Raw genomic sequence first — 21,172 nt, forward strand, 5'->3', positions numbered from 1 at the left:
TTATCCCTTGACCGCGCCGGCGGTCAGGCCGCTGACGATCTGGCGTTGAAAGAACAGCACCAGCACGAACAGCGGTGCGATCGCGGAAACCACGGCGGCAACGGCGTACATCACCTTGCCCTCGGCCTGCGTCGACCCGAGGAAGGATGCGATCTTCGGCACCATCGTCTGGTTGTCCTGGCTCAGCAGCATCGAGGTCACAGTGAAGTCGTTGTAGGCCAGCAGAAAACTGAAAAGCCCCGTCGTCACCACCCCCGGCCACATCACCGGAATGACCACCAGGCGGAACGCCTGAAACCGTGTGCAGCCGTCGACCATCGCGCTTTCGTCGAGATCCTTCGGGATCGACAGAAAGAAACTGTGCAGCATCCACAGCGTGAAGGGTTGGTTGATCGCCACCAGCACGATGATCGTGGTCGGCAGGTAGCCCCAGATGTTCAGTTGGAAGAACGGCAGCAGGTAGCCGGACACCAGCGTGACATGCGGCATCGCCCGGAACACCAGGGCCAGAAGCAGAATCCAGAACGCATAGCGGAACCCCGACCGTGCGAGCGCGTAGCCTCCGAGCGTTCCCAGCGTGAGCGAGATCACCACGACCGACACGGTGACGATGGTGGTGTTGACGACCGACTTCCAGAACCCCTGCTCGATCCACGACCCGTGATAGCCGTCCCCGGTAAAGGCGCTGCCGGTCTGGGCCACGGTCCTGGGCCCCGTGATCGCGTTCATCCAGTCGCTGTAGGAAAAGAAATCGGCCTCGACCTTGAACGATCCCCAGACGGTCCAGACGAAGGGGAAGGCGGCCAGGAACAGCCAGAGGACGATGAACCCCGTGGACAGGATCGTCAGTGGCAGCGACAGGCGATGTGCGCGGTTTGTCACGACGGTCCTCCCTTCAGGTCTTGCGGTTGAACTCGCGCCAGTTGCGGATCAGGACCGGTGTCAGCAGGATCACCACGCCCAGGATCGTCAGCATTGACGTCGCGGCGGCCGATCCGAACAGCGGCGCATCCCCGGCGCGCAGATCGTTGTAGATCAGATAGCTGAGCGAGGTCGCATTGGCGGCGGCGCTGAAACCGACGATCGGTTCGAACACCCGGAAATTGTCCATCAACTGCATCAGCGCCACGAAGGTGACCAAGGGCATCAGGTGCGGGATCACCACGAACCGGATCCGTTGCCACCTGCTTGCTCCGTCGATCATGGCCGACTCCACCGTGTCCTTCGGTACGGTCTGAAGCCCGGCGTAGAACACGATGAAGCTGAACGGGGCCGAGTGCCAGACACCATAGACGAACAGGACCACCCAGGTCAGTGTAGGCGATGCCTTCAGCGACAGTTGCGGGTCGTCAAAGATCAGCTGCAGCGTCGCCCCGATCACGCCCCGCGCGTCGATCATCCAGAACAGCACCAGCGATCCAATCAGCGGCGTCACGATCATCGGCAGCAGCGACAGGAAGATAACCGGTCCCTTGATCAGGGACGGAATGGCGTTGACCGCGAGCGCAATCAGGAAGCCAAAGACGATGACCAGAGGTGTGACGATGAAGGTGAATGCCAGCGTGAAGGCCAGTGCCTTGTAGAACGGCAGGTTGAAGATGGCCTTGGCCGCAGTGCCCCAGTCGGGGCTGTCGCGCCAGATGGCCGCAAGGTCGTCAAGGGCCAGATGCCCGGAGTTTGTATATGTCCCCAGGCCGTTGAACACGCCCATCGGCCTTTCGCGCTGCAACTCGGCCATGGCGGCGGTGTCGACGCGGCTTTCCATGCTGCAGCCGAACGGGCCGCAGTTCTCGACCTCGATGATCACGCGCGGATGGCTGACGAACAGCGACTGATAGGCGACAGAGAAGATCGGCAGCGCGATGAACACGAACATCGCAACCAGCGACGGCAGGATGAAGGCAATGAATGTTCGGTGCGGCATTCTGCAATCCCGTTACGTTCGGCCATCGGTTGCGGAGTTCTTGGCGCGGGGGCGCGGGGCGGATCGAGGCCGCCCCGCGCCGGATACAGCTTACTTCAGAAAGCCGTTCTCGCGCGCGGCCGTCGTGTAGGCCGCCGTGGCATCTGCAAGCGCCTGTTCGGCGCTTTCCTGACCCTGCATGAATTCCGCCAGGTTGTCGCCAAGCGCCGTATGCAGAAGGCCCATGTAGGCCAGCATCGGGAAGGGCCGGGCCTTGTTCTCGATGGTTTCGAACACGCCCACCGCGGCAGGCGTCGGCTGGTAGCCCGAGATCAGCCAGACCGCGACCTGCGGCGCGATGCCGTTCATCATGGCGCGGAAGCTGGCCTCCGCATCCTCGTCACTGATGTTCTTGGCAATGGTGAACCCGTCCCACCACAGCGTCGTGGCCGGGATCGACCCGCCGCCGACCATCGGCGCCGACGCAAAAGCCGTGCCCTTGGCGATCTCGGGCACCGGAGCGTCATCGGCGATGAACGCACCCGCGCGCGATCCCCAGCCGTTCAGGATCGCGACGCTATTGGCTTCCCAGATCGGCTTGACCGCATTGGTGTTGTAGGTCACGAAATCAGGGCTCATGTAGCCCGACAGCGCCTTCAGCATCTCGAGGGCCTTGATGCCGTTCTCGTTGTTGATCGCCGCCTCGGCGGTGCCCGGCGCAAAGAACTCGCCGCCGTAGCCCGCGTACATGTTGACGAACTCCTGAGCGAGATCCCAACCCGGCTTGAGGTTCAGCGCCAGCGGGTTCTCCATGATGCCCTTTTCGCGCAGCATCTTGGCGGCTTCCAGGACCTCTTCATAGGTCTTCGGCGGGGCGATCCCGGCCTGTTCCAGCAGGTCCTTGCGGTAGTAGAGATGCTGGGTATTCGCCATGAAGGCGATGGCCATCACCTTTCCGTCGATCCGGACAAGCTGGTTCTCGTTCAGTTGCTGGCCATACTTGGCAATCAGATCGTCCAGCGGGCGGATGAGGCCCTCGTTCAGCAGGGGCACGATCGAGTTGTTCGCAACCACCGCCACGGTGTACGTTGCGGGGTTTGTCGTCAGTGCGGGCACCTGGATGTTCTTGTGCTCGGTCGTCTGGTTCTTGGTGACGGTGACCGTGGCGCTTGCGCATTTCTCGGCGCCCGCAGCGACGACATGCAGCGCCTCGAAATCGTTGGACAGGATGCGCACCGATCCCTTCTCGATCCCGCAGTCCGCGAAGGCCAGCCCGACCGAGGCCAGAAGCCCGCCGGTCGCAACCGTTGCCATGAGAAACGTCTTCATCTCCATCTCCTGTTGGAATGTGCCTGCCCTGTCGGACAGTGCGGCCTTGTCTCGGCCAGTTGCGGTGCCGGCCCGCCCCGTCGCACTGCGCGTCCGCGCAAGGGCGACTCCGTCAGCCGTAAGGAACCTTAGCAATGCATGAATTCGCTTGCAACGAGTTTTTGCATAGGATTGCAAAATGACTCCCGTTGATGTTTGATGCGGCTGTTCCCAACATGGTGGCCCCGATGGACAGCCTGCATCTGCGCAACAAGAAACGTATCTCCGGTCTCTTGGGTGACTTGGCCGGGGCGGCACCGGCCGCGCGGCCCGCGATTCTGGAAACCCTCTATGCGCCAAATGCAGGGTGGCGTGGATCGCATCCGATCAATGAACTGTCCGGGATCGAGGCGATCGAGCACGGGGTCTGGGGGCCGCTGGGCGAGGCGTTTCCGGATCTCGAGCGTCGCGACCTGATCCTGACCGGCGGCCGGTTCGAGGGGCGCGACTATGTTGCCATGGTCGGTCACTACTGCGGCACCTTCCGGCGGGACTGGCTGACGATTCCTTCCACGGGGCGCCCTGTCTTCCTGCGCTATGGCGAGGTTCATCAGGTGGTCGACGGCCGGATCGTGCAGAGCAACTGCCTGTGGGACGTGCTGGACGTGATGCGGCAGGCCGGGTTCTGGCCCCTGGCGCCATCACTGGGCACCGAGGGAATGTGGCCTGGCCCGATCACCGGCGACGGTCTGGTGCTGCGCGACACAGACCCGGACGAGTCGGCATCCAGCTTGGCGCAGACGCTGGCGATGCATGCCACGCTGGGGGCCTATGACGATCTGAACGGCGAGGGTCGCGAGGGGCTGCTGGCGATGCCTCAGCGCGAACACTGGCACCCGAAGATGATGTGGTACGGGCCAGCGGGCATCGGGACGACCCGGGGCTTGTCGGGGTTCGTCGACTATCACCAGTTGCCGTTCCGCACCGCCTTTCCGAAGCGGAAAGGGGGCGGGCAGTGGCACGAGATTGCCGACCTGAAGACGCAGATGGGGGGCGGTCATTACATCCGCATCGGCGACGGCCCCTATTCGGTGACGGGCGGCTGGCCCTCGGTCTTTGCTCTGCACAAGGGCGGGGGTTTCCTCGGGACCGGCCCGACAGGGCGACCGGTGACCATGCGGGTCATGGATTTTTACCTGCACCACGAGGGGCTTATCCGCGAGAACTGGGTGCCGCTCGACATCCTTGAGCTTCTGCTGCAGATGGGCGTCGATGTGATGGCCAGGATGCAAAGCCATTTCCGGCGCGGGGCCTAGCGCGGCGCGCGCATCAGTGCCAGGGCGAACACCCCCATCAAGAGATAGCCCAGCAGCACCGGCACCAGCGTGCCGTCAAACAGGTTGCCGATGATTGCCGCCATCACGAGGCTGACCACCGTCTGTACTGTCGCCTGCACCGCCGCCGCCGCACCCGCGATGTGGCCGAAGGGTTGCAGGGCCATTGCGTTGAAATTGCCGAACGTCAGCCCCAACGCGAATAATGTGACCGCGCTGTAGCCGATGAACCACCACAACCCGAGACCGCCGACAACGAATTCGGCCAGCAGCGCGGCTGCCGACCAGATGCAGTGCAGCGCAAGGGCAACCACGCAGATCGTCTGCATGGAGGAGCGGCGCAGCAGCCAGCGATTGGTGATGGTCGCGGCCCCCATGAACAGCGCCAGACCACCGAAATAGACCGGATACATCGCGCCCGTCGCAAAGATGCCGTGGAATATCTGTTGGGACGAGTTCACATATCCCATCAGCCCGCCATAGACGCAGCCACCCGCGGCGGTGATGGCCATCGATCGGCGATGCGCCAGGATCGCGACCGCGCCGGTCCGGGTGGACTGCAGGCTGAACGGCGGGCGGTTGATCCGTCTCTCTGGAACCAGCAGCACCAGTGCAAGCGCCGCAGCCCAGGCGAATGCCATGACGATCAGGAACAGCACCCGCCAATCGACCACTAGCAGGACAAGCTGTCCCAGTCCGGGCGCCAGCACGGGCACCATGATGAAAACGGTCATGATCAACGACATCAGCCGTGCCATGGCCGCCCCATCTAGGCGGTCGCGGATCATCGCCACCGTCACGGTGCGCGGGCCGGCGACGCCAAATCCCTGGATCGTGCGGCCCAGCAGCATCGCCTCGAACGACTGCGCCGCGGCGGAAATCACCGACCCCGCGCTGAACACGGCAACCCCCAGCAGGATCGCCTTGCGCCGCCCTATCGTGTCAGACAGCGGGCCATAGAACAGTTGCCCGACTGCCAGCCCCAGAAACAGCGCCGTGATCACCCACTGGCGGCGGTTGCCCTGCGCCACCCCGAGGTCGGTCGCCAGATCCTGCAGACCCGGCAGGATCGCGTCGATAGACAGCGACACGAGCGCCATGAGCGCACAGGCGGTCGCGACGAAAGCGGGGCTGGCGATGGGCGCGGGCGGCGGCCCGCCCGGGGTCATCACAATACGGCGGTCGGTGTGTCTGCCATCTGCGCGAGTTTCACCTGCATCGACAGCGACAACTCGTCATAGACGCGCCATTCGTCCACGATCTTGCCGTTCTTGTAGTGGAAGTGGGTCATGCCCATGACCTGCAGACGCTTTCCGGTGGGATCGCCGAGTTCCTGCAGCAGGCCGTAGCCCAGATGATGCCCCTCCATGATCCAGCGGACAGCCACCTTGGTGCCGCCCTCCTCGCAGGGGGTGGAGCAGATGTGCTGCGGCACGAAGCTGCAATCGGGCAGCGATCCGACAAGCCCGAGCGTCTGGTGCATCACGGCGGCCACCCCATAGAGTTCGGTCATCAGCGGGCCGTGATACTGGACGGTCGGGGCGTAGACGTCCTTGATCCTGCCGAACATCCGCTTGTTGAACACCTCATGCAGCCACTTCAGCGTTTCACGCTCCAGATCGGTCTTTGCAATGGACAGGTCCGCCTGGGACTCTGGCGGATACTGCCCGATCAGGCGCCGGTTCTCGCCGATGTCGATGGCCAGAAGGCCCTTGTCGAAATAGGTCTGGGCCAGTTTCCGGGCATAGGCCTGAGTGTCGAGGCCCAGTTGCCGGAGGATTGCCAACTGGTCTGACACCAGCCATTCGCGGTAGATCATGTTTTCGTAGACCATGCAGTCGGCCACGGTGCGCGACGTGAAGGTTCGCCCGGTCGGCGGCCCGTAGTGGCCGTTCTGGGTGTGCCGACCCGATCCGGTGACCAGATGCGAGGTGTAGAACCCCTGCTGGTCGTCACCGGTCCAGATCACATGGGTTGCCATGCCGCGCCGTTCGGGCAGGCTGACAAGGCGCTGGATCGTGTCGCGCACCACATCTTCGCGGTTATAGATCGTGCCCGTCGCGCTGTAGAGCACGCAGTTGTGCGTGTAGTGGGTATAGATCAGCCCGACGTCGCGTTCGTCCCAGATGCGGTGGGTACACCGCACGATGTAGTCGACGATATCGGTATAGATCTCGTCGAAGCCCTTCATCGGCTGCGCGCGTTCGCGGCCGACCGGAACCAGATCAGTGAAATCGTGCCGTTCGACCTGAAGAACCTCTCCGCCGGACTTGCGGGTCGGGGCTGTGGCGGGTTGGTCGGGGTTCTTCATCGTCGAATCCTGTGCTGTCACGATGCGTGATGGGGGCTGTTCGTGGGCAAGGTTGCATGTTTTGAAAACGTATGCAACGCTTGCCTGCAGAAAGATGCCAGGCATTGGCGGAGGGGGCGGCGGGACGGCATGCAACGGATAGGTTTTGTCGGTCTGGGACGGATGGGTCTGCCGATGGCGGCAAATCTTGCGCGTGCGGAGTTTGTCGTCAGTGGATTCGATATCGACCCCTCTCGCGGCGCGGCCTTGGTGGCGGCCGGTGGCGCAAGCCTGCCGTCGGTGGCGGCGGTGGCAGCCGACGCCGATGTCGTCATCACGCTGTTGATGACCGACGAGATACTGGACCGTGTGGCCTTGGGCAGCGACGGCGTGCTGGCACATCTGGCGCCGGGCGCCATTCTGGCAGACCTGTCGACGGTATCTCCCGAGGTGTCGCGCCGGGTCGGGCAGGCGGCATCCGGCGCGGGGCGTGGCTATGTCTGCGGCAAGGTGGCGGGCAGCGTGGCGCTTGCCGAGAGCGCGGGACTGACGCTGTTCGCGTCGGGGAATGCTGCAGATTTCGCACGGTGCCGTCCCGCATTCGCGGCGATGGCGCGCGCCGTCCATCATGTCGGCGCGGGGGATGAGGCCGCCTATCTGAAGCTGGTTCACAGCCTGATCGTGGGGGTCTATTCGGCGATGATCGGCGAGGCGCTGGCCTTCGGACAGCGGGGCGGCCTGTCCGTGGATATGATGCTGGACATTCTGGAGCCCGGACCGCTGGGATCGCGGCAGATGACGCTGAAGGCACCGGTGCTGAAAGCGCGTGACTTCGACAGGCCGCCGTCCGACATCGACACCGCCGCGAAGGACATGGACCTGATCCTGAACACCGCGCGGCGTGACCGCATGCCCCTGCCGATGGCGGCGACGGTGCGCCAGATGATGGCCTCGGCCCAGGCGACGGGCAGCGGGAAGCGCGACATCTATGCGATTCTCGAAACCTTCGAACGGCTGGCGGGGCTGGAGGGTGCCGCGTGACCGGGTTGATCGTGCTGCCCGGAACGGCGCTGCGCCTGTCGCGGTTCTGCCTTGGTGGCAACCGGCTTGGCGGCGACCTGGACCAGGCGGAATCCTTCGCGCTGCTGGATGCCTTTGCGGCGCGGGGCGGCAACTTCATCGACACGGCGCGCGTCTATGCGGACTGGCTGCCGCAAGCGGAGCGCAGTTGCAGCGAACGGACCATCGGCCGGTGGATTGCGGCGCGGGGAGCTGCGGCCCGGGTGGTGGTGGCGACAAAAGGCGGCCATCCGCCGCTGGAGGGACCGCATCGCGCCCGGCTCGATGCGGCGTCGCTGCGTGAGGACGCGCTGGCCAGCCGCGACAATCTGGGCCTGCCGCGGATCGACCTGTTCTACCTGCACCGCGACGATCCCGCGACACCGGTGCGGGACATCCTTGCGGTGCTGGAGGACCTGCGGCGCGACGGGGTGATCGCGCACTACGCGGCATCGAACTGGGCGCTCCCGCGGCTGCAAGCCGCGCAGGAGGCGGCGCGGGCCGAGGGATGGCAGGGTTTCGTGGCAAGCCAGGTGGAATGGAACCTTGCGCATCGCAACGCGGACAGCCGGGCCGCCGATCTGGTGACGGCGGATGTCGGGATGCTCGCATTCCATGCGCAGACGGGCCTGCCGCTGGTGCCTTACTCGGCGCAGGCGCGGGGCTACTTCGACAAGCTGACGGCGGGTCGGCTGGACGCTGCCACGGCGCGGCTCTATGACAACCCGCAGAGCCGGGCAGCAGCACGGGGCCTGGCCGATGCGGCGGCCGCGCGGGATCTGACGCCGACGCAGGCGATGCTCGGGCAGATGATTGCCCGGAAGTTTCCGGTGTTCCCGGTCATCGGTTGCCGCACCGCGGCGCAGATCGGGGCGGCCTTCGCGGCGGGGTAAGCCTATCGTCCGGCTGTGCCGAAGCGCGGCTGGCGCCGGGCGGGTGCGGGCGGGGCGGCGGAGACGGCGAAATTCTCGATGATCGGACAATCGGGCCGGTCGTCGCCGTGGCAGGTAGCCGCGAGATGGGCCAGTGTACGGCTCATCTCCTGCAGGGCGGCGGCCTTTTCCTCGAGCGCGCGGACATGGGCGAGGGCGATGGCCTTGACATCGGCGCTGGCGCGGTTGCGGTCGCGCCAGAGGGCCAGAAGATCGCGCATCTGTTCGACGGAAAAGCCGAGTTCCCGGGCGCGGTTGATGAAGCGCAGGGCGTGCAGGTCGGGCGGGGTGTAGACGCGGTAGCCCGCGCCCGTCCGGTGCGCGGGCGCGATCAGGCCGATCGATTCATAGTAGCGGATCATCTTGGTGGAGATCCCGGTCGCCCTTGACGCGCCCCCGATGTTCATCGCGATTCCCCGCTGCTTCTGGCCATCTGCCATGAGGGTGGACCTTGCCATGATGGCAAGCGCGGCCCCTGTCGGCAACTGCCCCGGCCCCGCGTCAGTATCCGCGTTTGGCAAGCCATTCGCGCATCATGGAGACCTCGGCCGCCTGCGCGGCGATGATGCTCTCGGCAAGGGCGCGCACCTCGGGGTCGGACCCGTGTTCGAGAACCACACGCGCCATGTCGATGGCACCCTGGTGGTGAGGGATCATGCCACGCAGGAAATCCACGTCGGCGTCGCCGGTGAAGGGGATGGCCATGTCGGCATGCATGCGGTCGTTGGCGGCCTGGAAGGCGGCGACCGCCGGGTTATCGGCCGCGCCCGCGGTGGCGGCGTGGTTCCCATGGCCGCCATGCGTGACGTCGGCATGGCTATGGATGGCGGCAAGGCCGCCGCCGATCGCAAGGATTGCGGCGATCAGCAGGGAGCGTGGTCTGGTCATTGCTGTGGTTCCGTTCCTGTTGCGGCGCCGGTGTTCCGAGGGTGGCACGGCCGGTCGAATCACCGATTGGGCACAGTGTGCGGCTTTCCATGATGGGAAGGTCAACACCCCGAGGAGGCGCGCGGGCAGGCAACTCGCCTTGGCGTCCCGCCAGGCCTGCAAGCGGCATTGACCTTCCTATGGTTGGAAACCCTAGATGAATGGCCGAACGGCATCGAATCCTGAAAGGACGCGGCAATGAAGGCCACAGCAAACGGCGATACCGCCCCTGCGCGCGTGCTTTCGCTGCCCATCCAGGGCATGACCTGCGCCTCCTGCGTTGGGCGGGTGGAACGGGTGCTGGCCCCGATACCCGGCGTGGCATCGGTGTCGGTCAACCTTGCAACCGAGCGCGCGGTCATCCGGCAGGACGGCGAGGTGGATGTTGCGGCCGTGGTGTCGGCGGTGGAAGGGGCAGGCTATGCAGTGCCCATGACGGCCACCGAGATTGCCGTCGAAGGCATGACATGCGCGTCCTGTGTGGGGCGGGTGGAGCGTACGCTGAACGCGCTGCCGGGCGTGACCGAAGCGGTTGTGAACCTTGCGACCGAACGCGCCACGGTGCGCGGCGTCGCCGATTCCGACGCGCTGATCGCGGCCATTGGCGCGGCCGGATACACGGCGCGGGTGATCCCGCCGGATCAGGGCGACACGCAGGACGCAGCGGCGCGCAAGGATGCCGGGCGTCTGGCCCTGCGGCGCGACGTGATCGTGGCGGCCCTTCTGACACTGCCGGTGTTCCTGCTGGAGATGGGTGCGCATGTGGTGCCCGGAATGCATGCCCTGATCGACCGCACGATCGGGATGCAGAACAACTGGACCGTGCAGTTCCTGCTGACCACGCTGGTGCTGTTCGGGCCGGGCATCGGGTTCTACCTGAAGGGAATTCCCGCGCTGGTCCGCCTGGCACCCGACATGAACTCGCTGGTCGCCGTGGGCAGCATCGCGGCCTACGGGTTCTCGATTGTCGCCACCTTTGCGCCCGGCCTGCTGCCGCCCGGCACGATCAATGTCTATTTCGAGGCGGCGGCCGTCATCGTCACGCTGATCCTGCTGGGCCGCTATCTGGAGGCGCGCGCGAAGGGGCGGACATCGCAGGCGATCCGGCGGCTGGCCGGCCTGCAGGTGCGCACGGCCCGCGTGCTGCGCGACGGTGCGGTGCTCGAAGTGGCGATCAGCGATGTCGGGCAGGGCGACCTGGTGCTGGTGCGTCCGGGCGAGCGGCTGCCGGTCGATGGCGAGGTCACCGAGGGCGAAAGCCATGTGGACGAATCCATGATCACCGGCGAGCCGATGCCGGTTGGCAAGAAACCCGGCAGCGTGGTGGTGGGTGGCACGGTCAACCAGACGGGCGCGCTGAAGGTCCGGGCGACGGCCGTCGGCGGCGCCACGGTTCTTGCGCAGATCATCCGCATGGTGGAACAGGCGCAGGGGTCCAAACTGCCGATACAGGCGCTGGTGGATCGTGTGACGATGTGGTTCGTGCCCGCCGTCTTTGCCGCGGCGGTGGCGACCTTTTCCGTCTGGCTCGCGCTTGGGCCGGACCCCGCGCTGTCCTTTGCGCTGGTCAATGCGGTGGCCGTGCTGATCATCGCCTGCCCCTGTGCCATGGGCCTTGCGACGCCGACCTCGATCATGGTCGGGACCGGCCGGGGGGCCGAACTGGGCATCCTGTTCCGCAAGGGCGAGGCTTTGCAGCGGCTGCGTGACGCCCGGGTCGTGGCGGTGGACAAGACCGGCACCCTGACCGAGGGCAGGCCCGTGCTGACCGACCTGGTAACCGCCGGGGGGTTTGACCATGACCTGGTGCTGGCCGGGGTCGCGGCGGTCGAGGCGCGGTCGGAGCACCCGATCGCACGGGCCATCGTGGAGGCTGCGACGGCGCGCGGGCTGCGGTTGCCCGAGGTCGCCGACTTCGCGTCGGTGACCGGTCTCGGGGTGGGCGCACTGGTCGGCGGTGCGCGCATCGAGATCGGGGCCGATCGCTTCATGCATCATCTCGGCGTCGATCCCGGCGCCTTCGCGGTGACGGCAGCGCAACTCGGAGCCGAGGGGAAGTCGCCGATCTATGCGGCGATCGGGGGACGGCTGGCGGCCATCATCGCGATTGCCGACCCGATCAAGTCCACGACGCCGGGCGCGATTGCGGCCCTGCACGGGCTGGGTCTGAGGGTGGCGATGATCACCGGCGACAACGCCCGCACCGCGCAGGCCATCGCGGCAAGGCTGGGTATCGACGAGGTGGTGGCCGAGGTCCTGCCCGACGGCAAGGTCGAGGCGCTGCGGCGCCTCGGGTCAGCACATGGCACCGTTGCCTTTGTCGGAGACGGGATCAACGACGCGCCGGCCCTGGCGGCCGCCGATGTGGGCCTGGCCATCGGCACCGGCACGGATATTGCCATCGAGGCTGCCGATGTGGTGCTGATGTCGGGCAGCCTGCAGGGCATACCGAATGCGATTGCCCTGTCGAAGGCGACGATCGGCAACATCCGGCAGAACCTGTTCTGGGCCTTTGCCTACAATACCGCGCTGATCCCGGTGGCCGCCGGTCTGCTGTACCCGGCATGGGGCATCCTGTTGTCGCCGATCTTTGCGGCGGGGGCGATGGCTTTGTCGAGCGTCTTCGTGCTGGCAAATGCGTTGCGGCTGCGCACGTTCGATCCGGCGGCGCGACGGGTGCATTGATTAGTCCCTCGCTAATCTATGGCAAGACATTCGTTGCTTCCTGCCTATGTGCAGACGTGGCACCTTGTACCAACCTGAACGGTTGCCGTGGCCACGCTGCCACCTGCCGCCGCTGACACCTGACGGATATGAGGACCGAGCCATGCCAGTCGAGACCGTGGATACGCTGATTGTCGGGGCGGGACAGGCCGGCGTCGCGATGAGTGCGCATCTGCACGACTGCGGCGTGCCGCATCTGGTCCTGGAACGCCACCGGATTGCCGAACGTTGGCGGACGGGGCGGTGGGATTCGCTGGTGGCGAACGGCCCGGCCTGGCACGATCGTTTCCCGGGGATGGAGTTCGCCGATACCGACCCCGACGCCTTCGCGCCGAAGGACAGCGTGGCGGACTACTTCGCGGCCTTTGCCGACAAGATCGCGGCACCGATCCGCTGCGGCGTTGATGTCACCCGCGTCGAGCGCCTCGACGGCCGCGAGGGGTTCCGCGTCGAGACATCCGAGGGTGTGCTCGAGGCGACCAACGTTGTTGCGGCGACGGGCCCGTTCCAGCGGCCCGTGATCCCGCAGGTTGTTCCTGCGGACCGCGGGATCGTGCAGATCCATTCCTGCGACTACCGCAATCCCGCGCAATTGCCCGAGGGCGCGGTTCTGGTGGTCGGATCGGGATCGTCGGGGGTGCAGATCGCGGACGAACTGCTGCGGGCGGGCCGACGTGTCTATCTGTCGGTCGGACCGCACGACCGGCCGCCGCGCCGGTATCGCGGGCGCGATTTCGTCTGGTGGCTGGGGGTTCTGGGCAAGTGGGATATCGAGGTTCCGGCGCCCGGCACCGAACATGTGACCATCGCGGTCAGCGGTGCGCATGGCGGGCAGACGGTGGATTTCCGCGAGCTTGCCGCGCGGGGCATGATACTGCTCGGCCGGACCGAGCATCATGCAGACGGGGTGCTGGGCTTCGCGGCGGACCTTGCGGCCAATCTGGCGCGGGGGGATGCCAACTACCTGTCCGTGCTGGACGAGGCCGACGCCCATGCCGCCCGCAACCGGCTGGACCTGCCCGAAGAGCTCGAAGCACGCCGCATCTTGCCCGATCCGCCCTGCGTGACCGATCCGATCCTGTCACTGGACCTTGCGGACGCGGGGATCGCCGCCATCATCTGGGCAACCGGCTATGCACTGGATTTCGGATGGCTGAAGGTTGATGCCTTCGACGAAAAGGGCAGGCCCAGCCACAGGCGCGGCGTATCGGCGGTGCCGGGGCTGTATTTCCTGGGGCTGCCATGGCTGTCGCGGCGTGGATCGAGTTTCATCTGGGGCGTCTGGCACGATGCCCGATATCTGGCCGATCATATCGCGGCGCGGCGCACCGCCGGGGCCGCCTGACGGACCCGCAGCGCCGCCGCACCGACGATCGAGAACCGACCCGCCATGGAGGCCGATTTGGCACATACCCGCTACCGCAGCTTCAACACGCGCGACACCTACCCCGAGCAACGGCTGGACAACGATCTTTGCCAACTGGTCGCCACGCGGGGCGGCACGACGCTGTGGCTGCGTGGCCAGTGTCCGCAGGATCTGGACACTGCCCGGAACATCGACAGTCATGATCCGGTGGAACAGACCCACAAGGTGATGCAGAACATCCGCCAGCTGATCGAGGAGGCGGGCGGCCAGATGGAGCATCTGGTCAAGCTGGTCGTCTACCTGACCGACGTGCGGCACCGCGAACCGGTCTACCGGACGATGGGGGAATACATCAAAGGCGTGCATCCGGTCTGCACCGGGCTGACGGTGGTGGCGCTGGCGCGGCCTGACTGGCTGGTCGAGATCGACGCCACCGCCGTCATTCCGGACTGAGGCGATGACCTTCTCGCTTGTCGCGCGCTGCGCGCGGACCGGCCAGTTCGGCATGGTGATCTCGTCCTCGTCCCCGGCAGTGGCGGCGCGCTGCGCGCATGTGCGGGCGGGGGTCGGGGTGGTTGCCAGCCAGAACGTCACCGATCCCGCGCTCGGGCCACTGCTGCTGGATGCGATGGCGGCGGGCAAATGCGCCGCCGACGCCATGGCGGAGGTCACGCACGGACGCGACTTCATCGACTACCGGCAACTGTTGGCGGTGGACCGGCAGGGTGGCGTCGCCATCCACTCCGGGGCGCAGGTGCTGGGCCTGTGGGGCGAGGCGCGCGGTCCCGATTGTGCGGCGGGCGGCAACCTGCTGGCAGATCCCGCCGTGCCCGCGGCGATGGTCGCGGCCTTCGGCGATGCGACGGGGCATCTGGGCGACCGGCTGATGGCCGCGGTGCAGGCAGGGCTTGCGGCCGGGGGCGAGGCCGGTCCGGTGCATTCCGCCGGGATGAAGATTGCCGACCGCCTGTCATGGCCGCTTGTCGACCTGCGGGTGGACTGGACCGAGGATTGTCCGATCGCCGCGCTTCGGGCGGCATGGGCCGTCTATCGCCCGCAGATGGCGGCCTATGTGCAGCGCGCCGAGGACCCCACGCGCGCGCCGTCCTATGGCGTGCCGGGAGATCAATAAGGAGCAAGCGATGTATCCACAGGCTGAATGGCAATCGCGCGCCGCCGCATTGCAGTTTCGGAACAATTGCTGGATCGACGGCCGTTTTGTCCCGGCAGCCTCGGGCGACCGGTTCGACACGGTGAATCCGGCGACGGGCGCGGTGTTGACCGATGTCGCGCGCGGCGGTGCCGAGGATATCGACCGCGCCGTCAAGGCGGCACGCCGTGCGTTCGAGGATGGCCGCTGGTCACGGCTGACCCCGGCCGCACGCAAGGACATCCTGCTTCGTCTGGCCGCGCTGATCCGGGCCAATGTGCCGGAGCTCGCGCTGCTCGACACACTGGACATGGGCAAGCCTATCCGCGATTCGAGCACCATCGATGCCCCCGGTTCGGCACATTTCTTCCAGTGGCATGCCGAGGCGATCGACAAGCTCTACGACGAGATCGCACCCACCGGCGGGCGTGACCTGGCGATGGTGCGGCGGGTTCCGCTGGGGGTGGTGGGCGCGGTCGTTCCGTGGAACTTTCCGCTGGACATGGCAACCTGGAAACTGGCGCCCGCGCTCGCCATGGGCAATTCGGTCGTGCTGAAACCTGCGGAACAGTCGCCCCTGTCGGCGCTGCGGCTTGCGGAACTGGCGGCCGAGGCGGGCCTGCCGGACGGGGTGCTGAACGTGGTGCCGGGCTTCGGCGAGGATGCCGGGCAGGCCCTGGGCCGCCATGCCGATGTCGATTGCCTGGCCTTCACCGGCTCGACCGAGGTCGGCAAGCTCTTCCAGTGCTATGCCGGCCAGTCGAACATGAAACAGGTCTGGCTGGAGACGGGGGGCAAGTCGCCCAACATCATCTTTCCCGATGCCGATCTGGAGGCTGCCGCCGACATGGCGGCCTTCGGCATCTTCTTCAACCAGGGCGAGGTCTGTTCGGCCAACAGCCGGCTGCTGGTGCATGCCGACATCGCCGAGGACATGACCGAACGCATGGCCGCGCGGGCCCGCGCGATCATTCCCGGCGATCCGCTGGACCCGGAGACGACGCTGGGCGCGATGGTCGATGCGCGCCATGCCGACCGGGTGATGGGCTATATCGCGGCGGGCCGAGCCGAGGCGCGGCTGATCTGCGGCGGCGAGCGGGTGCGGATCGGCGGATCGGATGCCTTCGTGCAGCCGACGGTCTTTGCCGGGGCGGCACCCGGCGCGCGCATTGCCACCGAGGAGATATTCGGCCCGGTGCTGTCGATCCAGACGTTCCGGACCGAGGACGAGGCGGCGGCGATGGCGAACGCCAGCATCTATGGTCTGGCCGCATCGGTCTGGACGCGCGACCTGTCGCGCGCGCTGTCGATGGCGGACCGGCTGCACGCAGGCACTGTTTCGGTGAACACGGTGGATGCGCTGTCCGCGATGACGCCCTTCGGTGGGATGAAGCAGTCGGGGTTCGGCCGCGACCTCTCGATCCATTCCTTCGACAAGTATTCGGCACTCAAGACGGTGTGGGTGAAGTACTGAGACTTGCGGCCTGCCACCCCTGAGCTAGGCTTTTTCCGATAAGGGGGCGTGATGGCGCTGCGATTTACGCTTCGGCAGATGGAATACCTGGTCGCCGTGGGCGAGACCGGGTCCGTTGCCGCGGCGGCCGAGCGCGTCGGGGTGTCGGCACCGTCGGTTTCGGTCGCGATCTCGCAGCTGGAAGCGCAGCTTGGCCTGCCGCTGTTCGTGCGCCGCCACGCGCAGGGCCTGTCGCTGACGCAGGCGGGGCGGCAGGTGATCGACCAGGCGCGGGTCATCCTGGCCGAGGCGGCGCGGCTGAACGATCTGGCATCGGCGATCTCTGGAACGGTGCGGGGCACGCTGCATGTGGGTTGCCTGCTGACCTTTGCGCAGGTCGTGCTGCCGCAGTTGCGGCGCAGCTTCATGGCGGCCCACCCGCAGGTGGAGTTCCGGCAGACCGAAGGGCATCAGGACGAACTGTTCGCGGCACTGCGCCGGGCGCATATCGACGTGGCCCTGACCTATGACCTGAACATTCCTGCCGATCTGTCGTTCACCGGCCTCGCCAGCCTGCCGCCGCATGTTGTGCTGCCCGCCGGTCATCCACTGGCAGAGCGTCCGCATCTGGCGCCCGAGGATCTGGCGGGCCTGCCGATGGTGCTGCTCGACCTGCCCCACAGCGCGGACTATTTTCTGTCGGTCTTCGCCGCACGCGGGTTGAAGCCTGTGATCGCCGAGCGCACGCGGGACATTTCGGTGATGCGCAGCCTGGTGGCCAATGGTTTCGGCTACTCCATCGCCAACATCCGCCCGCTGTCGGATCGCGCCCCGGATGGCCGCCCGCTGCGTATCGTCCCGCTTGCCGGGCCGCTTCGTCCGATGCGGCTGGGCCTGCTGCAGGCGGAGGGCGCGGTGCAGGTGCACACGATCCGGGCCTTTGCGGCGCACTGCCGCGCGCATGTGACGGCTGCCGCCACCCCGGGGCTGCGGATGCACATCGCGGCAGACCCGTCCGACGCCTGAGGCGTCCGCGCCGCGCCGCCTAGCCCAGTTTCAGCAGTGGCAGCATCATCGCGAAGAGTTCCGCCTGCGAGGATATTCCGCAGCGTGTATAGAGCTGTCGGCGAAACACCTTGACGGTCTGGGCCGACAGGCCAAGACGCAGGCCGATCGACATGGTGGAATGGCCGCGAAGGATCAGCAGCGCGACCTCGGCCTGGCGCGGCGAAAGGTGGATCCCATGCGCCGAGCGCGCGGCTTGGGCCAGCATGACGGCGGTATCCTCGGCCGGACCGGGCGCGCGCGCCAGCCCGGTCCAATGCGCTTCCGACAGCGCCGCGACGACGGGGGCGAGGCGCTGGCAGGTCTCGACCTCGCGCTCCGAGAAGGCGCGCGCGGACGATGCATCGCGTCCGATGCACAGGTTCAGCGAGACACCCGGCGAAGGGTAGGCGATGAAGGTCACCTCGTCGACCAGCGTGGTCTGTTCGTAGTACTCGATGAAATAGCGGCTGCGGTGGAACGCATCGGGGGCCACGTCCAGCAACCGATAGGCCCCGGCGGGCACGCGGCTGAGATGCAGGTCATAGAACGGATCCAGCCGGTAGGCACCGGGCAGGTAGGTGCCCGTCAGTTCTGCAAAGACCTGCGGGTCGTCGGTCTGGCTGTACAGCACCTGCGGCGGCCCGGCATCGCGATAGGCAAGGATGATCAGGTTGTCGAGGGCGGCAACTGCCCTGAACAGTTGCCACAATGCGCTTTCGAAGCCCGGCTGGTTCAGCAGCCGGATCGTTTCGGCCAGTTGGCTCTCGGCCAGGTTCGGCAGTGGCCTCATCGACGGTTCCGATACCTCTCTGGGGGTATATACCCCCGATCATGCCGCCATTAGCCTGTTTCTTGCAGAATCCGGGGGTATGGGCCAGCGGCATGAACACCGCCATCGACATCCGCACGGTCACCAAGCGTTATGGCACGTTCACCGCCCTGCACGGCGTGTCGCTGTCGATCCTGGACAACGAGTTCTTCACGCTTCTGGGCCCCTCGGGCTGCGGCAAGACCACGCTGCTGCGCATGATTGCCGGGTTCGAGGATGTGACGGCGGGCGAAATCCTGTTGTTCGGGCAGGATATCGCGCGGCTGGCACCGAACCACCGGCCGGTCAACACGGTATTCCAGCAGTACGCCCTGTTCCCGCATCTGTCGGTCATCGACAACGTGGCCTTCGGGCTGAAGATGAAGGGAATGGACGCGGCGAGCCGCCGGAAGCGGGCGGGCGACATGCTGGAGATGGTGCACCTGTCCGCGTTCGCCGACAGGCTGCCCGCGCAACTTTCGGGCGGGCAGCAGCAGCGCGTGGCTTTGGCACGGGCGCTGGCCCCGGAACCCAAGGTGCTTCTGCTGGACGAGCCGCTTTCGGCGCTGGATCTCAAGCTGCGGCAGGCGATGCGGGTCGAGTTGAAGCAGCTTCAGGAAGAGACCGGCATCACCTTCATCTTCGTCACCCACGATCAGGAAGAGGCTCTGACGATGTCCGACCGCATCGCCGTCATGAGCGCGGGGCATGTGCAGCAGATCGGGACGGCGCGGGACATCTACGAGGCGCCGGTGAACCGCTTCGTGGCCGATTTCATCGGCGAGACGAACCTTCTTGAGGTCGAGGTGACCGAGGTCGCGGCGGATCGCGCGCAGGTCGTGCTGCCCGGCGGCCACCGCATCGCCTGCGCATCGGCGGGGCAGGGGGCGGGGCGGCATCACCTGTCGATCCGGCCCGAACGCCTGACGCTGGCCCCTGTCGGCGCCGATCTGGAGGCGGTGGTCGAGCGCGTGGTCTATCTGGGCACCGACCTGCAACTGATGGCGCGGCTCGACGGCGGGACCGAGATGCATGTGCGGCTGCAGAACTCTGCCCGGATCGAGGTGCCGCAACCCGGCACCCGCGTCGGCCTGGTTCTGGAGGAGGGCGCGGCGCGCCTTCTGGCCGACTGATGGCGGGCATGGCGCCATCGGGCGGGGACAACGCCGGGGACAAGGGGTATCGTGGCCTGATCGTGCCGCTTCTGCTGCCTACCTGGTTGACCATCGGTGTCTTCCTGGTGCTGCCGGTCGCCCTGATGGCGGTATACTCCTTCCTGACCAAGGAATTCCGCGGCGGCGTCATCTGGGAATTCTCGCTGGCCGCCTATGACCAGTTCTTCATCGACCGCGGGCTGTTCGGGGATGAACCCGCCCGGCTGGAGTGGACCTACATCACCGTGTTCGGCCGATCGATCGCGCAGGCGGCGGTGGCAACGGTGATCTGCCTGGTGGTCGGGTTTCCGACCGCCTGGTTCATTGCCACCCGTCCGGCAGCGACACGCGGCCTGTGGCTGTTCCTGATCACCGTGCCGTACTGGGTGAACCTGCTGATCCGCACCGTATCGCTGCGGTTCCTGATCCGCGAGAATGGTCCGCTGAACGATGCGCTGATCGGTGCGGGGGTGATCGGGCGTCCGCTGCAACTGATCAACACCGATTTTGCCGTGCAGATGGGGCTGTTCTACAGCTATCTGCCCTTCATGGTTCTACCGATCTATGCGGCTGTCGAACGCTACAACTTTGCCTTCTCCGAGGCGGCGGCCGATCTTTATGCGAACCGCTGGGTCACGCTGCGCGAGATCGTGCTTCCCATCGTGAAGCCCGGGATCATCGCAGGCTGCATCCTGGTGTTCATTCCCTCGCTGGGGGCGTTCCTCGCGCCCAACCTGCTGGGCGGGGCGAAGAACTTCATGATCGGGTCGCTGATCGAGGAGCAGTTCAAGCGGTCGCTGGGCAACTGGCCCTTCGGGGCGGCGGTGTCGATGATCCTGATGACGCTCGTCCTGATCCTGCTGATGGTCTATGCGCGCGCCATGGCCCGGGCGGAGGCGCGGCGATGAGGCTGCGAAGCGTCCGCCACTATCCGGGCTTCCTGGCGATGACGGTGCTCTGCCTTGTCATCCTCTATGCACCGCTGGTGGTGGTGACGGTCTATTCCTTCAACGATTCCACCTCGATCACCAGCTGGGGCGGGTTTTCGCTGCGGTGGTATGGCGATGTGTTCTACGGTCCCGAGGCCCCGCGCTTCCGGGCCGCCGCGTGGAACTCGCTGACCATTGCCTTCCTTGCCGCCACGATCTCGACGGCCATCGCCACGGCGGCGGCGCTGGCGATGCTGCGGGCAGGCAAGTTCAGGGGCAAGTCGCTGACATTCGCGCTGATCAACATGCCGCTGATGGTGCCCGAGATCGTGATTGCGGTGGCGACGCTGATCTTCTTCACCATGGTCGGGCTGACGCCGGGCTATCTGACGATCCTGATCGCCCATGTCACCTTCTGCATCCCTTTCGCCTATCTGCCGATGGCGGCACGGCTGCAGGGGATCGACGGAAGCTTCGAGCAGGCGGCGCGCGATCTCTATGCCTCGCGGGCGCAGTCGTTCTTTCTGGTGCTGCTGCCGCTGATGGCGCCCGGTGTCGTGTCGGGATACCTGCTGGCCTTCATCATCAGCCTCGATGACTTCATCATCACCAACTTCGTCAAGGGCGCGGGTATGGAGACATTGCCGACCGCGATCTTCGGGTCGGTGAAGCAGGGCATCAAGCCGAACATCATGGCGATCTCGACGCTGATGCTCGGCGTGTCGGTGCTGTTCGTCACCCTGTCCTACCTGATCAACCGCAAGGGCCGCGTGAGCCCCTAACAAGCC

Annotated in this window: 20 protein-coding genes; 12 read left to right on the forward strand and 8 right to left on the reverse strand. The window is 66.2% G+C overall.

The window, feature by feature from the left end; genetic code table 11:
- The 3 genes from KF887_06090 to KF887_06100 form a co-directional block, all read right to left on the reverse strand.
- Entirely contained in the window at window positions 1–882 is an 882-nt protein-coding gene (locus KF887_06090) for a carbohydrate ABC transporter permease (protein ID QYK42676.1), read from the reverse strand.
- Between the two features lie 13 nt (window positions 883–895).
- Window positions 896–1,924 carry a sugar ABC transporter permease gene (locus KF887_06095; GenBank protein ID QYK42677.1) on the reverse strand — a complete coding sequence of 343 codons (1,029 nt, stop codon included), beginning with the start codon at window positions 1,922–1,924 and terminating at the stop codon, window positions 896–898.
- A 90-nt stretch (window positions 1,925–2,014) separates the two neighbouring features.
- Complete coding sequence (locus KF887_06100; protein ID QYK42678.1) at window positions 2,015–3,232, reverse strand: extracellular solute-binding protein; 1,218 nt, start codon at window positions 3,230–3,232, stop codon at window positions 2,015–2,017.
- A 227-nt stretch (window positions 3,233–3,459) separates the two neighbouring features.
- Here KF887_06100 and KF887_06105 point away from each other — a divergent pair, with 227 nt between their 5' ends.
- On the forward strand, window positions 3,460–4,527 hold the full coding sequence (locus KF887_06105) for an ester cyclase (GenBank protein QYK43459.1): 1,068 nt from the start codon (window positions 3,460–3,462) through the stop codon (window positions 4,525–4,527).
- On the opposite strand, the gene KF887_06110 is transcribed toward KF887_06105, so the two are convergent.
- Together KF887_06110 and KF887_06115 are read right to left on the reverse strand one after the other, a co-directional pair.
- Complete coding sequence (locus KF887_06110; protein ID QYK42679.1) at window positions 4,524–5,714, reverse strand: MFS transporter; 1,191 nt, start codon at window positions 5,712–5,714, stop codon at window positions 4,524–4,526. The genes KF887_06105 and KF887_06110 overlap by 4 nt on opposite strands.
- Entirely contained in the window at window positions 5,714–6,856 is a 1,143-nt protein-coding gene (locus tag KF887_06115; GenBank protein ID QYK42680.1) for an ester cyclase, read from the reverse strand. The genes KF887_06110 and KF887_06115 overlap by 1 nt, the downstream gene beginning before the upstream one ends.
- 174 nt (window positions 6,857–7,030) lie before the next feature.
- On the opposite strand from KF887_06115, the gene KF887_06120 reads away from it, so the two are divergent.
- Together KF887_06120 and KF887_06125 are read left to right on the forward strand one after the other, a co-directional pair.
- Window positions 7,031–7,876: an NAD(P)-dependent oxidoreductase gene (locus KF887_06120; GenBank protein ID QYK42681.1), complete on the forward strand. Its 846-nt coding sequence runs from the start codon at window positions 7,031–7,033 to the stop codon at window positions 7,874–7,876.
- On the forward strand, window positions 7,873–8,787 hold the full coding sequence (locus KF887_06125; protein ID QYK42682.1) for an aldo/keto reductase: 915 nt from the start codon (window positions 7,873–7,875) through the stop codon (window positions 8,785–8,787). Before KF887_06120 ends, KF887_06125 begins: the two co-directional genes overlap by 4 nt.
- A gap of 2 nt (window positions 8,788–8,789) precedes the next feature.
- Here KF887_06125 and cueR read toward each other — a convergent pair whose 3' ends face one another.
- A complete protein-coding gene (cueR, locus tag KF887_06130; protein ID QYK43460.1) occupies window positions 8,790–9,233 on the reverse strand; it encodes a Cu(I)-responsive transcriptional regulator in 444 nt (147 codons plus the stop codon).
- 94 nt (window positions 9,234–9,327) lie between these two features.
- Window positions 9,328–9,714, reverse strand: coding sequence for a DUF305 domain-containing protein (locus KF887_06135; GenBank protein QYK42683.1), 387 nt, complete (start codon window positions 9,712–9,714; stop codon window positions 9,328–9,330).
- A gap of 300 nt (window positions 9,715–10,014) precedes the next feature.
- Here KF887_06135 and KF887_06140 point away from each other — a divergent pair, with 300 nt between their 5' ends.
- From KF887_06140 to KF887_06165, 6 genes are all read left to right on the forward strand, one after another.
- Complete coding sequence (locus KF887_06140; GenBank protein QYK43461.1) at window positions 10,015–12,438, forward strand: copper-translocating P-type ATPase; 2,424 nt, start codon at window positions 10,015–10,017, stop codon at window positions 12,436–12,438.
- A gap of 142 nt (window positions 12,439–12,580) precedes the next feature.
- A complete protein-coding gene (locus tag KF887_06145; GenBank protein ID QYK42684.1) occupies window positions 12,581–13,822 on the forward strand; it encodes an NAD(P)-binding domain-containing protein in 1,242 nt (413 codons plus the stop codon).
- 57 nt (window positions 13,823–13,879) lie between these two features.
- Complete coding sequence (locus KF887_06150; protein ID QYK43462.1) at window positions 13,880–14,296, forward strand: RidA family protein; 417 nt, start codon at window positions 13,880–13,882, stop codon at window positions 14,294–14,296.
- Between the two features lie 4 nt (window positions 14,297–14,300).
- On the forward strand, window positions 14,301–14,975 hold the full coding sequence (locus KF887_06155) for a DUF1028 domain-containing protein (GenBank protein ID QYK42685.1): 675 nt from the start codon (window positions 14,301–14,303) through the stop codon (window positions 14,973–14,975).
- A gap of 10 nt (window positions 14,976–14,985) precedes the next feature.
- A complete protein-coding gene (locus KF887_06160) occupies window positions 14,986–16,467 on the forward strand; it encodes an aldehyde dehydrogenase (GenBank protein QYK42686.1) in 1,482 nt (493 codons plus the stop codon).
- Between the two features lie 51 nt (window positions 16,468–16,518).
- A complete protein-coding gene (locus KF887_06165; GenBank protein ID QYK42687.1) occupies window positions 16,519–17,472 on the forward strand; it encodes a LysR family transcriptional regulator in 954 nt (317 codons plus the stop codon).
- Window positions 17,473–17,491: 19 nt separating this feature from the next.
- Here KF887_06165 and KF887_06170 read toward each other — a convergent pair whose 3' ends face one another.
- Complete coding sequence (locus KF887_06170) at window positions 17,492–18,283, reverse strand: helix-turn-helix transcriptional regulator (protein QYK42688.1); 792 nt, start codon at window positions 18,281–18,283, stop codon at window positions 17,492–17,494.
- 92 nt (window positions 18,284–18,375) lie between these two features.
- On the opposite strand from KF887_06170, the gene KF887_06175 reads away from it, so the two are divergent.
- The 3 genes from KF887_06175 to KF887_06185 are packed head-to-tail and all read left to right on the forward strand — an operon-like array spanning window position 18,376 to window position 21,166.
- Window positions 18,376–19,434: an ABC transporter ATP-binding protein gene (locus tag KF887_06175; protein ID QYK42689.1), complete on the forward strand. Its 1,059-nt coding sequence runs from the start codon at window positions 18,376–18,378 to the stop codon at window positions 19,432–19,434.
- A complete protein-coding gene (locus KF887_06180; protein ID QYK42690.1) occupies window positions 19,434–20,363 on the forward strand; it encodes an ABC transporter permease in 930 nt (309 codons plus the stop codon). Before KF887_06175 ends, KF887_06180 begins: the two co-directional genes overlap by 1 nt.
- Complete coding sequence (locus KF887_06185) at window positions 20,360–21,166, forward strand: ABC transporter permease (GenBank protein ID QYK42691.1); 807 nt, start codon at window positions 20,360–20,362, stop codon at window positions 21,164–21,166. The genes KF887_06180 and KF887_06185 overlap by 4 nt, the downstream gene beginning before the upstream one ends.
- Window positions 21,167–21,172: the final 6 nt, after the last annotated feature.

Source organism: Paracoccaceae bacterium (assembly GCA_019454225.1).
Lineage (GTDB): Bacteria > Pseudomonadota > Alphaproteobacteria > Rhodobacterales > Rhodobacteraceae.

Coding starts and splice junctions, on each gene's coding strand:
- KF887_06170 (QYK42688.1), bottom strand. CDS start 18,283: ATGAGGCCACTGCCGAACCTGGCCGAGAGCCAACTGGCCGAAACGATC.
- KF887_06145 (QYK42684.1), top strand. CDS start 12,581: ATGCCAGTCGAGACCGTGGATACGCTGATTGTCGGGGCGGGACAGGCC.
- KF887_06180 (QYK42690.1), top strand. CDS start 19,434: ATGGCGGGCATGGCGCCATCGGGCGGGGACAACGCCGGGGACAAGGGG.
- KF887_06165 (QYK42687.1), top strand. CDS start 16,519: ATGGCGCTGCGATTTACGCTTCGGCAGATGGAATACCTGGTCGCCGTG.
- KF887_06120 (QYK42681.1), top strand. CDS start 7,031: ATGGCGGCAAATCTTGCGCGTGCGGAGTTTGTCGTCAGTGGATTCGAT.
- KF887_06095 (QYK42677.1), bottom strand. CDS start 1,924: ATGCCGCACCGAACATTCATTGCCTTCATCCTGCCGTCGCTGGTTGCG.
- cueR (QYK43460.1), bottom strand. CDS start 9,233: ATGAACATCGGGGGCGCGTCAAGGGCGACCGGGATCTCCACCAAGATG.
- KF887_06110 (QYK42679.1), bottom strand. CDS start 5,714: ATGACCCCGGGCGGGCCGCCGCCCGCGCCCATCGCCAGCCCCGCTTTC.
- KF887_06135 (QYK42683.1), bottom strand. CDS start 9,714: ATGACCAGACCACGCTCCCTGCTGATCGCCGCAATCCTTGCGATCGGC.
- KF887_06175 (QYK42689.1), top strand. CDS start 18,376: ATGAACACCGCCATCGACATCCGCACGGTCACCAAGCGTTATGGCACG.
- KF887_06140 (QYK43461.1), top strand. CDS start 10,015: ATGACCTGCGCCTCCTGCGTTGGGCGGGTGGAACGGGTGCTGGCCCCG.
- KF887_06105 (QYK43459.1), top strand. CDS start 3,460: ATGGACAGCCTGCATCTGCGCAACAAGAAACGTATCTCCGGTCTCTTG.
- KF887_06160 (QYK42686.1), top strand. CDS start 14,986: ATGTATCCACAGGCTGAATGGCAATCGCGCGCCGCCGCATTGCAGTTT.
- KF887_06185 (QYK42691.1), top strand. CDS start 20,360: ATGAGGCTGCGAAGCGTCCGCCACTATCCGGGCTTCCTGGCGATGACG.
- KF887_06100 (QYK42678.1), bottom strand. CDS start 3,232: ATGAAGACGTTTCTCATGGCAACGGTTGCGACCGGCGGGCTTCTGGCC.
- KF887_06115 (QYK42680.1), bottom strand. CDS start 6,856: ATGAAGAACCCCGACCAACCCGCCACAGCCCCGACCCGCAAGTCCGGC.
- KF887_06155 (QYK42685.1), top strand. CDS start 14,301: ATGACCTTCTCGCTTGTCGCGCGCTGCGCGCGGACCGGCCAGTTCGGC.